Annotated in this window: 11 protein-coding genes; 7 read left to right on the top strand and 4 right to left on the bottom strand. The window is 68.0% G+C overall.

Annotated elements, in window-relative coordinates:
- Nucleotides 1-102 precede the first annotated feature (102 nt).
- The 5 genes from C7401_RS00450 to C7401_RS00430 all read left to right on the top strand — a co-directional run bounded on the left by C7401_RS00450 (nt 103) and on the right by C7401_RS00430 (nt 5209).
- On the top strand, nt 103-963 hold the full coding sequence (locus tag C7401_RS00450; protein ID WP_112169188.1) for a MurR/RpiR family transcriptional regulator: 861 nt from the start codon (nt 103-105) through the stop codon (nt 961-963).
- A 209-nt stretch (nt 964-1172) separates the two neighbouring features.
- Nucleotides 1173-2237, top strand: a complete 1065-nt coding sequence (locus C7401_RS00445; protein ID WP_112169186.1) for a C45 family autoproteolytic acyltransferase/hydrolase — start codon at nt 1173-1175, stop codon at nt 2235-2237.
- 28 nt (nt 2238-2265) lie between these two features.
- A complete protein-coding gene (locus C7401_RS00440) occupies nt 2266-3642 on the top strand; it encodes an aspartate aminotransferase family protein (RefSeq protein ID WP_112169184.1) in 1377 nt (458 codons plus the stop codon).
- A gap of 100 nt (nt 3643-3742) precedes the next feature.
- The gene (locus C7401_RS00435) at nt 3743-4309 is read left to right on the top strand and encodes a carboxymuconolactone decarboxylase family protein (protein ID WP_112169182.1); all 567 of its coding nucleotides are present in this window, start codon (nt 3743-3745) and stop codon (nt 4307-4309) included.
- 612 nt (nt 4310-4921) lie between these two features.
- A complete protein-coding gene (locus C7401_RS00430; protein WP_112169764.1) occupies nt 4922-5209 on the top strand; it encodes a YodC family protein in 288 nt (95 codons plus the stop codon).
- 57 nt (nt 5210-5266) lie between these two features.
- Here C7401_RS00430 and C7401_RS00425 read toward each other — a convergent pair whose 3' ends face one another.
- Together C7401_RS00425 and C7401_RS00420 are read right to left on the bottom strand one after the other, a co-directional pair.
- Complete coding sequence (locus C7401_RS00425; RefSeq protein ID WP_112169180.1) at nt 5267-5899, bottom strand: LysE family translocator; 633 nt, start codon at nt 5897-5899, stop codon at nt 5267-5269.
- Nucleotides 5900-6080: 181 nt separating this feature from the next.
- Nucleotides 6081-6392 carry a superinfection immunity protein gene (locus C7401_RS00420; RefSeq protein WP_112169178.1) on the bottom strand — a complete coding sequence of 104 codons (312 nt, stop codon included), beginning with the start codon at nt 6390-6392 and terminating at the stop codon, nt 6081-6083.
- Nucleotides 6393-6559: 167 nt separating this feature from the next.
- On the opposite strand from C7401_RS00420, the gene C7401_RS00415 reads away from it, so the two are divergent.
- Nucleotides 6560-8020 (top strand): M20 family metallopeptidase, encoded by a 1461-nt coding sequence (locus C7401_RS00415; RefSeq protein WP_112169176.1) that lies wholly within the window; start codon nt 6560-6562, stop codon nt 8018-8020.
- Nucleotides 8021-8088: 68 nt separating this feature from the next.
- On the opposite strand, the gene C7401_RS00410 is transcribed toward C7401_RS00415, so the two are convergent.
- Complete coding sequence (locus C7401_RS00410; RefSeq protein ID WP_112169174.1) at nt 8089-8574, bottom strand: Cd(II)/Pb(II)-responsive transcriptional regulator; 486 nt, start codon at nt 8572-8574, stop codon at nt 8089-8091.
- An 82-nt stretch (nt 8575-8656) separates the two neighbouring features.
- Between C7401_RS00410 and C7401_RS00405 the strand changes: the two genes are divergently transcribed.
- Nucleotides 8657-11233 (top strand): heavy metal translocating P-type ATPase, encoded by a 2577-nt coding sequence (locus tag C7401_RS00405; RefSeq protein WP_112169172.1) that lies wholly within the window; start codon nt 8657-8659, stop codon nt 11231-11233.
- 61 nt (nt 11234-11294) lie between these two features.
- On the opposite strand, the gene C7401_RS00400 is transcribed toward C7401_RS00405, so the two are convergent.
- The gene (locus tag C7401_RS00400) at nt 11295-15824 is read right to left on the bottom strand and encodes a DEAD/DEAH box helicase (RefSeq protein WP_112169170.1); all 4530 of its coding nucleotides are present in this window, start codon (nt 15822-15824) and stop codon (nt 11295-11297) included.
- Nucleotides 15825-16077: the final 253 nt, after the last annotated feature.

The following is a 16077-nucleotide window of genomic DNA, read 5'->3' as shown; positions in this document are numbered from 1 at the left end:
GCGTCCTTTGCAAGCAATGAGGCAGGCCCGCATCTGTCCCGACTTGCAACATCCGGCAACACGAGTGATAACATTTGTTGTCACCCACTGCCCGAGCGAAGCATGCCAGACAGTTTCGACCAGCTCGCCGCGCTGATCCGCGCGCGTTTTTCCGATTTGAGCCCGCAGTTCCAGACCGGCGCTGCCTTCCTGCTCGATCATCCCGACGAAGTCGCCGTTTCGTCCATGCGCAAGGTGGCCGAGCGCGCCCGCGTGCAGCCCGCCTCGCTCGTGAGGCTCTCGCAGCAACTCGGCTTTCCGGGCTGGAACGAGTTGCGCGACCTGTTTGTCGCGCGCGTGCGCACCCGGCCGGAGCCGCTCTCCAGCCGCGCCCGCTCGCTCGTGGCGGGTAGCGCGAAAGACGGCCTCGCGCGCGATCTGCTCGCCGCGCAGCAGCACAACCTGGAGGCGAGCGCCGCCCACAATACGCGCTCGATGGTCGAGGCGGCGCGCGTGTTGCGCCGCGCGAAGCACGTGCACGTGGCCGGTTTCCGCTCGTGCTACGCGGTGGCGTTCGGTCTCGTGTATGGCTATCGTCTGTTCCGGCCTTCGGTTTCCTTGCTGGGCGGGGAGGCGGGCACGCTCGAAATGCAGTTGCTCGGCATCGAGCGCGATAGCGCAACGATTGTTGTCAGCTTCGCGCCGTACTCGGTCGAGGCGGTGCGCGTGGCAGAGGCCGCGCTGGCGAGAGGCAGCCGCTTGATCGCGATCACCGACAGCGCCGTCGCCCCGATCGCGCTGAACGCCGACAAGGCGCTGATCTTCACGCACGAAAGCCCCTCGTTTTTCCCCTCGCTCGTGGCCGCAACGGCGCTGGCGGAATCGCTCGTCGCGCATCTGCTTGCGCTCGAAGGGTCGGGCGCGATCGCGCAGCTCGAACAGGCCGAGCGCTCGCTCAACGCGCGCGGCGCTTATGTTCCCTGAGGCTCCCTGAGGGCGGGGCGCGCCGTTTCCCCTTCCGGTGCTTCCACGTTTCTACGTTGCCGGGCGCCGTTGCAAGACGGCGCCCGGCTTCGCGTCGGCTGTTTCTGTCATATTTGTTGCTGATATCGATTAAATTGACAACATATGTTGTTGAGGCGTATAAAGCGGAGCATAGGAACACGAATAGCTCGAACGAAGCGAGAAAATCGATGCAGGAACTCAAGACATTCCGCGTGGCCGGTTCGCCCGAGTCGATCGGGGGGCAGCTCGGCGCGCTCGTGAAGCCGGTTTTCGCTGACTACATGGCGCAAAGCGGCGCCTGGCAGGCGGTGAGCCGCTGGCGCGGCAGCGCGTTCGCCCGGCAGTTGCGCGCTGCCGCGGAGCAACACTTTCCCGCCCACGTCGCCGAAATCGACGCCATGGCGCAGGCGCTCGACTGGCCCGCCGACGACCTGTTCCTCTGGAACTGTCGCGGCGAGCTGATTCACAACGCGCCGGACGGTTGTACGACGCTCGCGGCGCGTACGCCGCAAGGCGGCCTGATCGCACACAACGAGGACGGCGACCCCTGGCTGCTCGGCCAATGCTGCGTGGTGGAGGTCGAACCGGAGGGAAAGCCCGGTTTCGTGAGCTTCTACTATCCGGGCTCGCTGCCGGGGCATACCTTCGCGGCCAATCGCGCCGGGCTCGCGCAGGCGATCAACAACGTGCGCATTCGCGAGCCCCGCGCGGGCGTGCCCCGCATGATCCTGTCGCGCGCCGTGCTCGATTGCGCGTCGCTCGACGAGGCGCTCGCCGTGCTGCGCGACACGCCGCGCGCGAGCGGCTTTCATCACACGATTGGGGGCACGGACGCGGCTGGCGAGGTGCGCATTTTCAGCGTCGAGGCGACCGCGCCGCGCTGCTCGGCGATCGAGGTCACGGCGCCCTCGGGCCACGCGAATCACCTGATTCACGCGGGCTCGGAGGATGAGGCGCAAATCGTCACCGATTCGTCGCGCGACCGCCAGGCGCGGCTCGCCGAACTGCTGCCCGCGCTCGGCGCGCAGCCCGACGGCGCGGCTTTCGTGCGGACGCTTCAGGACCGTGCGGGCCGCGGCCTGCCGATCTTCCGCGACGACCCGCACGACCCCGACGACGAGAACACGCTCGCCACGGCCTGCATGCGCCTCGCGCCCGGCAGCGTCGCATTCGACGTCTGGCAGGGCGGCGCGCGGGTGCTCGGCCTGCTTGTCGACTCGAACACGCGGCGCGCGGATGGCGCGGCCCGCTAAACATTCACCGATTTCAGCGAGGAAACTCATGAGCAACGCGTCCCAGACTCCGGCGTCCCCAACCAAAGTGTTCCATCGGATGCCGAAGCAAACCTTGCCCGTCGCGGTGGCGGGTGAAGGCATCGAGATCATCGACTCCACCGGCAAGCGCTACCTCGACGCCAGCGGCGGCGCTGCCGTGTCGTGCCTCGGCCACAGCAACCAGCGTGTGATCGACGCAATCAAATGCCAGGCGCAGCAACTCCCGTACGCGCACAGCTCGTTCTTCACGACCGAGGCGTCGGAGCAACTGGCCGATCATCTGATCGCCGCCGCGCCCAAGGGGCTCGACCACGTGTACTTCGTGTCGGGCGGCTCGGAGGCGATCGAGGCGGCGCTCAAGCTCGTGCGCCAGTATTTCGTGGAGAAGGGGGAACTGGCGCGCCGCCACTTCATCGCGCGCCGCCAGAGCTACCACGGCAACACGCTCGGCGCGCTCGCGATTGGCGGCAACGCCTGGCGCCGCGAGCCGTTCCTGCCCATCCTGATCGAGTCGCATCACGTGAGCGCGTGCTACGCGTACCGCGAGCGTCACGAGGGCGAAACCGACGAGGCCTACGCACAGCGTCTCGCCGACGAACTCGAACAGAAGATCCTCGAACTCGGGCCCGACACGGTTGCGGCCTTCGTCGCGGAAACCGTGGTGGGCGCAACGGCCGGCGCGGTGCCGCCCGTGCGCGAATACTTCCGCAAGATCCGCGCGGTGTGCGACCGCTACGGCGTGCTGCTGATCCTCGACGAGATCATGTCGGGCATGGGGCGCACCGGCTATCTCTTCGCCTGCGAGGAGGACGGGGTGTCGCCCGATCTGCTCACGATCGCGAAGGGTCTGGGCGCGGGCTACCAGCCGATCGGCGCGACGCTCGTGAGCCAGCGCATCTACGAGACGATCGTGGGCGGCAGCGGCTACTTCCAGCACGGCCACACCTATATCGGGCACGCCACGGCGTGCGCGGCGGCGCTCGAAGTGCAGCGCGTGATTGCCGAAGAGAAACTGCTCGACAACGTGCTCGCGCGTGGCGAGCAACTGCGCGCGAGCCTGCGCGAGCGCTATGCGGCGCATCCCTACGTGGGCGACGTGCGCGGGCGAGGCCTTTTCGTGGGCGTCGAACTGGTGAAGGACCGCGCCACGAAAGCGAGTTTCGACCCGGCGCTCAGGCTCCACGCGGCGATCAAGCGCGAGGCGTTCGCGCGCGGCCTGATGGTCTACCCGATGGGCGGCACCGTGGACGGCAAAAACGGCGATCATGTGCTGCTCGCGCCGCCGTTCATCTGCACGGCGCAGAACATCGAGACCATCGTCGAGCGGCTTGCCGCAGCGATCGACGGTGCGCTCGACGCGACGGGCGTGGCGCGCCCGGCATGAGCTTTGGCGCGTGAGATTGATGTGCAACTAACTGTCCGCCGCGCTCGCCGACCGCAACCGGTCGCGGGCGACCGGCCATGATCACCAACGGAGTCCATCGATGACACAAAACGCGACCTCGCGGCTTCCCGCCTTCGACGCAGCAGAGGCGTCGCCCGAGCAGAAGGCCGTGCTGGACGAAATCCTTTCCGGTCCGCGCGGCAACCTCAACGGGCCGTTCCTGGGCTGGATCCACAGCCCGGAGCTGGCGCAACACGCGCAGCGCCTCGGCGCGTTCTGCCGCTATCAGACCGGCCTGTCGCTGCGCCTCTCCGAACTCGCGATTCTTGTCACGGCCGCACGCTGGCAAGCCCAGGCCGAGTGGTACATCCACTATCCCATCGCGCTGAAGGCGGGCGTGCCCGAGGCGCTGGCGGAGCAGATCCGCACCGGTGCGACCCCGCATTTTGACGAACCTGACGACGCGCTGATCTACGCGTTCACGACCGAGCTATACGACGCGAAGCGCGTGTCCGACGCCACCTACGCGCGCGCCATCGAACGTTTCGGTCACGAAACCACGATCAACCTGGTCGGGCTGCTGGGTTATTACGCGCTCGTCGCGATGACGCTGAACGTCTTCGGCATGCGCGCGCAGGGCCAGACGACGCTGCCGTTCGCCGAATAAGCGCTGCACGGCGCGCCTCGCTCGCGACGCCCCACCTGGTTTTGCCGGGTGGGGCTTTTTTTTGCGCTGCAAATATCATTAACGTGACAACCATATTTCATGCGAGCTGCTTTTGAAATCGTTCGGTTAATCGGCTGATGTCGAACGCTCGCGCCCTGACTCCCCATTAGTCAAAAAAATAAAACGAACGGGCGGTTTATCGCAGCGGGAAACGTTTTCACCCAGGCTGCATCGGCTTCGGATTTTTGAACCATGCGGTTAATGTGCCAGCGCACCGATGGATTTAGCGAAAAAAGCGGTGTGGCATTTTGTCAGGATGGTTCAAATAATAAGACTGTTTGGCTGGAAGCCCGTCCGGTAGCTTTTGCTGCGCATGCACGGCGCCGACCGCAATTTATGCGTGAGGGCATTCCGCAATGGCTGCGAGCGCGATTCAATAACAGGGTTTTCCACATGGTTTATGGAAATTGCTTGCGTGCTTTAAATCGGGTTGTTAATCTTGCGAAACTTATTAATCACCGCCGCATTCCCATTATCGAAAGGGCGGCCTGGAAGCGGGGCGCAATGCCCGCTCAGGTTTTTCTCTGTGTGTCTTTTTATCCGGGGAACCTCATGCTTGATACGACCATCGACGTTGCCGAAACGCAGCGCGCCATCATGGCCGGAATTGGCGACGTCGTCACCCTGAAGTCCGGCGGCCCGCGCATGACCGTCATGTACGCCGGTCCGGTAGGTTTCGCGAGCGGCCACTGGCTCATTTGCCAGTGGTTCGACGAGCAAGGCGAACTGCGTCAGGACATGTTCGCGCAGGACATGGTGAAACTCGAGCCCCGCTCGATTTCGGCAGCGTCCGTCAAGATGCGCAGTGTTGCCGCCGAGCGCGCAGCCAGCGGCTTTTGAGTTTTCATCCAGCTTGGCGGCCGGGCCATTGACTGTAACGACCCGGCACGCCGCTCGTTAGCGCTGCCCCTCGGCCGCGATGCGCACGGCGAGGCCTGCCAGCACCGTACCCATCAGCCAGCGCTGAAGCGTGAGCCACGCGGGGCGCCCGGCGAGAAAACCCGCGATCGTGCCAGCGGTCATCGCAACGGCGGCGTTCACGGTAATCGAAAGCGCGATCTGGATGCTGCCCAGCACCACCGATTGCGTCAGCACGCTGCCCTGATGCGGATCGATGAACTGCGGCAGCAGCGACAAATACAGAATGGCGATTTTCGGGTTCAGCAGGTTCGTGACGAAACCCATCAGAAAAAGCTTGCGCGGCCGGTCGACCGGCAGTTCGCGAACCTGAAAGGGCGAGCGGCCGCCGGGTTTGAGCGCCTGCCAGGCGAGCCAGAACAGATACAGTGCGCCGCCCAGGCGCAGCGCGTCATAGGCGAACGGCACGGCCATGAGCAAGGCGGTAATGCCGAATGCCGCGCTCAGCATATAGAACACGAAGCCGAGCGCGACTCCGCCTAGCGAGATCAGGCCCGCTTTGCGACCCTGGCAAATCGAGCGCGAGATCAGGTAGACCATGTTGGGTCCGGGCGTGAGCGCCATGCCGAGTGCGACGGCGGCAAAGGCGAGCAGCGGGGCGGCGTGCGGCATGACGAGGCTCCGTTCAGGAAAAGCGTGGTGCTTGCGTGAGTGCTGGGCGCGCGGCCGTGAGCATCGCGGCGCGTGGCCAGAGCGGCTGAATTCCTGCTGATTATTTCATGCGCGGGCAGTGCGTGCGCACTCCCGCTTGCGGCGTTGGCCACAAGGATAAGGCGCTACGGCCTGGATGCGGCTAGCGCTCGCGCTCCGCAGTGCGCGTTGCGCGTGCCTGGACGCGATCATCCAGACGACGCGAAAACAGCAGCATGCCGAGCCTGCGGCTACGGTCCCTGGTCTGGCCCCCTAGATCCTTCGGCGGATTCGGCTGAAGCGACCAGACGAGCGCCAGCAGCCAGCCCAGCACGGTCCAGCCGAGCACGGCGTTGAAGAGCGCGAGGATCAGCAGGTCGTGACGGCCGCGCCGGTCGGCGATCAACGCGGGGAGAAAATAGAGCGCGACCACCGCTGCGAGAACCAGCATCTCGAAGACGGAACGGCTCACCATGATCGAATCTCCAGAAAAATGAAATATGCCAGATGTCCAATTGTCGCGCGGATCGGCGCAGCGCGCACGCCGCGCCTTGTCCGGACGGCCAACGCGGGGCGCGAGGGGTGTCGGCGCGCAGGGGTTCGGGTCTATCATCAGGGTTTTCATCGCATGGAACCGACACCATGATCTCCGACCCGTCCGAGGCCACCCGCCAACTCGATCACGACGAACTGCGCGCCTTCGTCGAACGTAAATGGCATGACGAGATCGTGCCCGCGTTGACCGACTACATCGCCGTGCCGGCCAAAAGTCCGGCGTTCGATCCGCAGTGGGCGCAGCATGGCTATCTGGAGCGCGTCGTCCAGGAGGCGGCGAAATGGGCCGAGCAGCAGCCGGTGCGCGGCCTGAAGCTGGAGATCGTGCGTTTGCCCAACCGCACGCCGGTGATTTTCTTCGAGGTGCCCGCCACGCGCTCGGGCAGCACCGAGACGGTCGTGCTCTACGGTCACCTCGACAAGCAGCCGGAATTCGCGGGCTGGCGCAACGATCTCGGCCCCTGGACGCCCAAGCTCGAAGACGGCCGCCTGTACGGCCGAGGCGGCGCCGACGACGGCTATGCGATCTACGCGAGCATCACCGCATTGGCCGCGCTCGATGCACAAGGCGTCGAGCGGCCGCGCTGCGTGGGACTCATCGAAACCTGCGAGGAATCGGGCAGCTACGACCTGCTGCCCTATGTCGATGCGCTGCGCGAGCGTCTTGGCAACGTGGGTCTCGTTGTTTGTCTCGATTCGGGCGCGGGCAATTACGACCAGCTTTGGCTCACCACCTCGCTGCGCGGGCTCGTGGCGGGCGATCTCGAAGTCGAGGTGCTGGAGGAGGGCATTCACTCGGGCTCGTACGGCGGCATCGCGCCATCGAGCTTCCGCGTGATGCGCCAGCTTTTCGAGCGGCTGGAAGACGCCGCGAGCGGCACGCTGCTGCCCAAGGGCTTCCATTGTGCGGTCCCGTCGCAGCGCCTGAGCGAAGTGGAGGCCACGGCGAAAATTCTTGGCGAGAGCGTCTGGAAGACCATGCCTTGGGCGTGCGGGCAGGACGGCCGGCGCGTGCTGCCCACCACGACCGATCCGCAACAGGCGCTGCTCGATTCGACGTGGCGGCCCTCGCTTTCGGTCACCGGCGCGGCGGGCCTTCCCGCGCTTGCCGACGCCGGCAACGTGCTGCGCCCGCGCACCGCGTTCAAGCTCTCACTGCGTCTGCCGCCGCTCGTCGAGGCGTCGAAGGCCGTGGCGGATCTGAAGGCGTTGCTCGAACTCGATCCGCCCTACAACGCAAAGGTCACGTTCAAGCCCGACGCGGGCGCGGCCAATGGCTGGAACGCGCCCGAACTGGCCCCATGGCTTACCGACGCGCTCAACGCGGCCTCGCGCACGCATTTCGGCGCGGACTGCGCCTATCTCGGGCAGGGCGGCACGATTCCGCTCATGAACGTGCTGCAAGCGGGCTTTCCCAAGTCGCAGTTCATGGTGTGCGGCGTGCTTGGGCCGAAGTCGAACGCGCACGGCCCGAACGAGTTCCTGCACGTGCCCTACGCGAAGAAGCTCACGGCCACGGTGGCCGAGGTGATTGCCACCGCGCCTTGATGCGTGGCGCAGGCGTTCACGCGGGCGAGTGCGCTCGTCCGCGTGAAATGTGCCGCCTCTGGCGGCGTCTAGTGGTGGTGTGCCGAGGGCGCCGCTTCCGGCTCCGGCAATTCCCCGGCGGCATTTCCCTCGCCGTGGCATGAACAGCGCTCGTCGTCGATGGGCTGTTCCAGGCTCTTCATGATCCCGCATTCGGCGCTGCTGCTTTGATGGGCGTGGCAGCTCTCGCGCAGCGTGCGCAACTGTTGTTCGAGCACGCGCATCGATTCGATCTGCTGATGAATGCGTGCGATCTGATCGTCGATCAATTCGTTGACTTCGTCGCAGGGCTGGCTGGGGTCGGCCTGGAAGCGACGCAGCATGCGGATATCCGCGAGCCCGATGCCTAGCGAGCGGCAATGGCGGATGAAGTTGAGCTGCGTGGCGTGCACGGCCGTATAGCTGCGGTATCCGTTGGTCTCTCGCGCGGGCTCGTCCAGCAGCCCTTCGCGCTCGTAAAAACGCACGGTTTCGACATCGCAGTGCGCAAGACGCGCCAGTTCGCCGATACGCATAGTCACGGCCCTCCCAAATGACTTGACCCTGTAGTGGCTACAGGCTGTTCAATGATTGTGTCACTTTTGGGAGAGATCGGCGATGAACCAGGGCTTCTTGTCGCGGCTGGACGGTGCGCAGCGTTTGCGAGCGCGTGAGCAGGAATCGGCGGCGGGCGGCGCCTGCTCCGGCACGTGCAGCCACGACCACGGCCATGCGCACGATCACGGGCACGACCAGACGCACGACCACGGGCAGCACGATCACGCCTCCTGCGGCGCCAGCGGGCACGCCACGCAAGCGCGGCCCGAAACGGCAATCACCGGCCACGAGGGCAAGAAGCATCACGAGGATCACGAGCACCACGATCATGGCGGGGCCTGCTGTCACGGCGAGGCCCACGCCGGCGCGCCGATGCAAAGCCCGCGCCGCGCCGCCAGTGCGCCCGAAGGCACGCGCCGCGCGCGCTGGCGCATCGACAACATGGATTGCCCGACCGAGGAGCGCCTGATCCGCAACCGGCTCGAACCGATGGCGGGTGTGGTGCGACTAGACTTCGACCTGCTCGCGCGCGAGCTGACCGTACATCACCGGCTGGATGACACGCAGCCCGTCGTCAAGGCGCTGCGGGCGCTGAACATGGCGCCGCGCGCGCTGGACGACGCAGCTTCCGCGCAGGGTACGCCGCCCGCCACACCGGGACTCGCGTTGCGCCAGAAGCTCTTGCTCGCCGTGAGCGGCTTCGCGGCCGCGGGCGCCGAAATCCTCGCGTGGACCACGGGCCACGAAACCGGCCTGCCGGTGCTGATCTGCGCGGTCGTCTCGCTGCTGTGCGCGGGCTTGCCCACGCTGCGCAAGGGCTGGATCGCGCTCAGCAATTTCACGATCAATATCTATTTCTTGATGTCGCTCGCGTTGGTGGGCGCGGTGGTCATCGGCAAATGGCCCGAAGCCGCCATGGTTGTCTTCCTGTTCGCGCTCGCTGAGGAAATCGAGGCGCTCTCGCTCGAACGCGCGCGTCAGGCGATTCGCTCACTCACCGCGGTCGCGCCCGAAACCGCCGAGGTCTGGGAGGGCGGCGAGGGTGAATCGGCGCAGGGCCAGTGGCGTGAATGCGCGGTGGACGCGGTGGCCATCGGCAGCCGCATCCGCGTGCGCACCGGCCAGCGCGTGCCGCTCGACGCGAACGTGATTGTGGGGCGCGCTGCGCTCGACCAGGCGCCGATCACGGGCGAAAGCCTGCCAGTCGACAAGGAAGCAGGCGCCGCGCTTTACGCAGGCAGTATCGTCGTCGACGGCGTGGTCGAGGCGGTCGTCACCGCCACGGCGCAGGACAGCACGCTCGCGCGTATCGCCGCGGCGGTGCAGGAGGCGCAGGCGCAACGCGCGCCCACGCAGCGCTTCGTCGACCAGTTCGCGCGCTACTACACGCCCGCTGTGGTCGCACTCGCCCTGGGCGTCGCGCTGATCGGGCCGCTTGCGCTCGGCGGCGCATGGAGCGCCTGGCTCTACAAGGCGCTCGTGCTGCTCGTGATTGCCTGCCCGTGCGCGCTCGTCGTCTCGACGCCGGTGACGGTCGTGAGCGGTCTCGCCGCCGCCGCGCGCCACGGCATGCTCGTAAAGGGCGGTGTGTGGCTCGAACGCGGCCGCCTGCTCAAGGTCGTCGCGCTGGACAAGACCGGCACGCTCACGCGTGGCGAACCGGTGCTGACCGACGCGCTCGCGGCGCCGGTGCTTGCCCGCGCCTCGGCACAGGCAGCAGGCTTCGCGTCCGAAGACGTCCCCGCACTTTCACCCGACGACGCGTTGCGCATCGCCGCGAGTCTCGACGATGCAAGCACGCACCCGGTTGCGCGCGCCATCGTCGCGGGCTGGCGGGCGCGTCAACCCGAGGCGCGACTGCTCGGCGTCGAGGAGTTCGCGGTGCTCAACGGGCGCGGCGTGCAGGGACGCATCGACGGCATGCTCTGGAGCCTCGGCAACCATCGGCTGGTGGAGGAATTTGGCCTGTGCTCGCCGGAGATGGAAGCGCAACTGGCGAGTCTGGAGGGTGTCGGCAAGACGGCGATCGTGCTGTGCTCGCCGCAAGCGGCGGTGGCCGTGTTCGCCGTGGCCGACGCGTTGCGCACCGAAAGTGCGCCTGCGGTGCGCGCGCTGCGCTCGTTCGGCGTCACGCCCGTCATGCTGACCGGCGACAACGCATCGACGGCGCGCGCGATTGCGGATCAACTCGGCATCGACGACGCGCGCGGCAATCTGCTGCCGCAGGACAAGCAGGACGCGATCGCCGCGCTCTCGCAGCAGTACGGCATGGCCGCGATGGTGGGCGACGGCGTGAACGACGCGCCCGCGCTCGCGCGCGCCGACATCGGCTTCGCGATGGGGGCGGCGGGCACGGCCACCGCGCTCGAAACCGCCGACGTCGCGATCATGGACGACGATCCGCGCAAGATCGCCGCGTTCATCGGGCTTTCGCGCAAGACGGCGGCCGTGCTCAAGCAGAACATCACGCTCGCGCTCGGCATCAAGGCCGTGTTCCTCGTGCTCGCGATGGCGGGCGAGGCAACGCTCTGGATGGCCGTGTTCGCGGACGTGGGCGCGAGCTTGCTCGTCGTGGCGAACGGCCTGCGCGTGCGCCGGCACTTCGGTGCCGCGCGCAACACGTTCAAACAGGGCTGACGGCTGCGCGTCACAGTATCGCAACTAACAGCCAGGCCCGCCAACGCAAGACGAGCGCGCCTCACCAAGGCTTGGCGAGGCGCACGCGCAGTTCGGCGCGCGTGCTTTCGTCGAACTCGCCGAGAAACGCAAAGCGGCCGGCAATCAGCGTCGCGACAGGGACGCCGTCGCGAAATACGATGCGGTTGCCGGCGAGCGCCGGCACCTTGTCGCCGGGCAGCAGCGTGCCGACGAGATTGAGGGGATCGGCGGCCGGCACGCAAACGAGCGCGCCGCCTTCGCCTTCCGTCGGCCCGCGACGCCGCACTTCGCGCAGCAGCGCCACGGCCTCCGGCAGCGCGAACTGCTCGCCCGAAATCCCCGTCACGAAGCGGCCTCCGCGTACTTCGCCACGCGCCTCCATGCGATGCAGCACGCGCAACAGGTCGCGCCAGGGCGGCAACCACGGCGCTTCGCGCGCGAGCAGATGCCAACCGATCACGCCATAGCGGCGCAGCATGACATTGGCCACGTGCTCCAGCAGGTCAGAATCGGCGGGCGGGCGGCGCGTGATGGCGGTTTGTTTCGTGCGCGCCTGCGCTTGAGCGAGCGCTGGCGGGCGTGATGGTGTTTCGGCGAGCGCCGTATCGTCGGCAACGGCTGGCGGATCGGCCAGCTCGACGCGCCGCACCGTCGCCCACCGTCCCGCGTCGGCCATGCCGCCCGCGAGCGGTGCGAAGCCGCGCGGTCTGCGCCGGCCGTGGTGCGCGCCGCGCTGCGCCGCCGGTTTCACGAGCGCCCTCAGCCCGGCGAAGCTGTCCGCATTCACGAGTCCGGCCGCCACCAGTTCGCCGAGGGCGTTTTCGAGTTCGACGCCGAGCAGATGCGCGTCGGCGGCCAGTTCGTCGAAGAACATCGCGCCATGCCGCAGCAGCGCGTCGTACACGCGCCGTGCGCGCGCCGAAAGCCCGGAGGTGTCGGGCGCGTCGACCAGCGCCATCCAGCGCGGGAGTTCGCGCCGCGAGAGCAGCACGACCGGCGTGCTGCGTACCGTCGAGGCGGCCGCCGCGCGTGCGGGCAGCCGCGCCCACGCGAGACGCCCCGAGCGGCATAGCTCGTCGAGCAGCATCGGCGTGTAGTCGTCGATGCGCGCGGGCAGGATCTCGTCCTCCCAGGCCAGCGCCGAGGCTTCCCAGCCTTCGAGCTGATCGAGCACGGCGGCAAGGGCGTCGCGGCCCGAGCCACGCGTGCCGGGAGCCACGCGTTGCCACTCGAAGAGGAAGCGCATGAAGTCGTGGCGCTCCACGGGCTCGATCTCGCGCCGTAGCTTGCGCACGGTGTAGCGGTGAATGCGCGCGAGCAGATGGCGTTCGCACCACTCCTCGTCACCGCCGCCTGGCGCTTGCGGCGTGAAGCGCCCGCGCATGACGGTGCCTTCGGCTTCGAGGCGCGTGAGCGCGAGCGCCGCCACGCTCGCCTCCAGCGCAAGCGGCCGCGCCACCTGGGCGACTGTGAGCGGCCCGAAGCCCGAAAGGCGCGCACGCACGATCTCGACGAGCGCCGCGTCTTCGGTCCAGGCGTCCGCATAGTCGGGCGGCGGCGTGAGCGGCGGCTCGCACCGCGCCTGCGGATAAATGGCCCGCACGCACGCGAGCCGCTCGATGCTCACCCACAGGGCGTCGTGTTCCGCGATCGGCAGCCGCGCCGCGCGGCCCGCCGCCGCCAGTCCGGCGAGCCACGCCGGCCATTGCGGCTCGCGCCCGGCCTCGCTTTCGGCGATCGCGCCGAGGCTCGTGAGGGCGTCGTGCATTTCGTCGGCGTCGCGCGCCTGCGGCCAGGCTTCCTCGCGCACGCTCGCAATCGCTTCGGGGTCAAGCGCGCCGAGATCGTCGGTGGATTCGGGGTCGCTCCAGCGGCGCGACAGCACGGCCTGGGTGCGGCGCTCTTCGATCGGGGCGTCGTCGAGAAACGCGTAGGGCCGCGCCGTGAGGATCTCGGCCGCAAGCGGCGAGGGCGTGGGCAATTCGCGCACCACGAGCCGCACCTCGCGCGCCTCGATACGGCGCAGGAGCGCGATCCATGCTTCGGTATCCATAGCGTCGTGCAGACAGTCGTCGAGCGTCTGGTCGACGAGTGGATGGCGCGGTACTTCGCGCTCGCCCGCAATGTTCTCGACGCACGCCACCTGGTCGGGGAACACGGCCGCGAGCAGATCCTCGCTGCGCATGCGCTGGATTTGCGGCGGCGTCTTGCGTCCGCCGGTGTGGCGCGGCAGCGCGAGCGCCGTGGTGGCGTTCCAGCGCCAGCGCACGCCGAAAAGCGGGGCGTCGAGCAAGGCCTGCACCAGCAGATGTTCGGCGCTGTTCGAATGCAGATAGCGCCACACTTCGTCCAGCGCGAAGCTATGCGCGCCCGTGAGCGAAAGGATGATGGCGTCCTCGGTCGCGGCCGCCTGCAACTCGAAGTTGAACTGGCGGCAAAACCGTTTGCGCAGCGCGAGCCCCCACGCGCGGTTCACGCGGCTGCCGAACGGCGCGTGGATCACCAGTTGCGTGCCGCCCGCTTCGTCGAAGAAGCGCTCCATCACGAGCGTGTCCTGCGTCGGCAGCACGGTGAGCGCGGCGCGCGCGCGGGCGAGATATTCGACGATCTGGCGCGCGGCTGCATCGTCGATGTCGAGCGAGGCGGCAAGCGAGTGCGTGGCGCCATCGACGAGTGCGGGCGACGGGGCGTTTTCCACGGGGCTCGCGTTCGCCTCGATCAGCGCGTCCTCCACCTGCTTGCGCAGCCGCGAAATCGCGAACGAAAGCTCGTCGCTGCGCCCCGGCGCTTCGCCGAGCCAGAACGGGATATTGGGCGGCTGACCCTGCGCGTCCTCCACGCGCACGCGGCCCGCTTCGATGCGCAGGATCCGGTACGAAGCGTTGCCGAGCTGGAACACGTCGCCGGCCAGGCTTTCGACGGCGAAGTCCTCGTTCACGGTGCCGATCTGCACGCCTTGCGGCTCCAGCAGCACCGAGTAGTCGGCATTGTCGGGAATCGTGCCGCCCGAGGTGAGGGCGACGAGCCGCGCACCGCGCCGCGCGCGCAACGTGTGGCTCACCACATCGCGATGCAGATAGGCCGCGCGCGGCCCGTGACGGCTCGTGTAGCCTTCGGCGAGCATGCGCAGCACGGCGTCGAATTGCGCACGTTCGAGCGTCGCCCACGGCATGGCGCGCCGCGCGAGCGCATAGAGCGCGTCTTCTTCCCACGCTTCGCAGGCCACCTCGGCGACGATCTGCTGCGCGAGCACGTCGAGCGGCGCATGCGGCGGCGCGAGGCGATCCAGTTCGCCGCGCCGCACGCTGTCGAGCAGCGCCGCGCATTCGATCAGGTCGTCGCGCGAAGTGGGAAAAAGCCGGCCCTTGGGCACGCCGCCCACCTGGTGCCCCGAACGCCCCACGCGTTGCAGGAAGGCGGCGATCGAGCGCGGCGAGCCGATCTGGCATACGAGATCGACGTCGCCGATGTCGATGCCCAATTCGAGCGACGCCGTCGCCACCAGCACGCGCAGTTCGCCGCGCTTCAGGCGCTGCTCGGCGAGAAAGCGATGCTCGCGCGCGAGGCTGCCGTGGTGCGCGGCCACGGCTTCGGCGCCGAGCCGGTCGGTGAGATGGCGCGCCACGCGCTCGGCCATGCGGCGCGTGTTGACGAACACGAGCGTCGTGCGATGCAGGGCGACGAGTTCGGCCATGCGGTCGTACACGCGCTCCCACACATCGTTGGCCATCACGGCTTCGAGCGGCACGGGCGGCATGTCGATGGCGAGGTCGCGCGTGCGCGTGTGGCCCACGTCGACGATCTCGCAGGCGGGCGCCTTCGCGGTCGGCGTTAGCGCCGCGTCGCCCATGCCCACCAGAAAGCGCGCGACGGTCTCGATCGGCTTTTGCGTGGCCGAAAGACCGATGCGCAGGAGGCGGGCGCCGCACAGCGCGTCCAGCCGCTCCAGGCTCAGCGCGAGATGGCAGCCGCGCTTGTTGCCCGCGAGCGCGTGAATTTCGTCGACGATCACGCTGCGCGTGCTCGCCAGCATGCGGCGGCCCGATTCGGAGCCGAGCAGCACATAGAGCGATTCGGGCGTCGTCACGAGAATGTGCGGCGCGCGTTTTCTGAGCGCGGCGCGCTCGGGTTGCGGCGTGTCGCCGGTGCGCACCGCCGTGCGGATTTCAACGGGCGGCAACCCGAGCCGCGCGAGTTCCGCGCCGATTCCTTCGAGCGGCCGTTCGAGATTCAGCCGGATGTCGTTGGAAAGGGCCTTGAGCGGCGAGACGTAGACGACGAGCGTCGCGTCGGGCAGCGCGCCGCCGTTTGCGAGGCCTTCGCGCACCAGCTCGTCGAGCGCGGCGAGAAAGGCCGTGAGCGTCTTGCCCGAGCCCGTGGGCGCGGCCACGAGCGTCGCGCGCCGGCTGGCGATGAGCGGCCATGCGGCGCGCTGCGCGGCCGTGGGCGCGTCGAAGCTGCGGCGAAACCAGCCCGCGACGGCCGGGTGAAAGCGCGCGAGCACGTCGCCGTCGTCATGGGCAGCGGGCGCTGGCGCTTGCGGATCGGTAACGGGCGTGGACATGGTCATCCGGGTGGAAGGCGGCAAGCCGGGGCGTTGCGAGACGCTCGCGCACCCGGCGCGGGCCGTGCGGCGCAGGGGTTCATGCACGCCTGCCAGTCTCGCAGCTTTCGTGCGCGCGTGCCAGGCGTGGGCGTTGCAACGTGCATGGCTACGATGTCCGGTCGCCCGGCGCGGTTTTCAAGGCGCGGCGGCCGTGCGGCAGGCGCGGCGCGAACGCAGTATGCTCGCCGCGTTGGACTTTCCTTCGACCCACGACGGA

Source organism: Paraburkholderia unamae (genome assembly GCF_003268775.1).
GTDB classification, from domain to species: domain Bacteria; phylum Pseudomonadota; class Gammaproteobacteria; order Burkholderiales; family Burkholderiaceae; genus Paraburkholderia; species Paraburkholderia unamae.
Note: the sequence above shows the minus strand (reverse complement) of the source record. Positions and strands in the feature narration are given on the sequence as shown.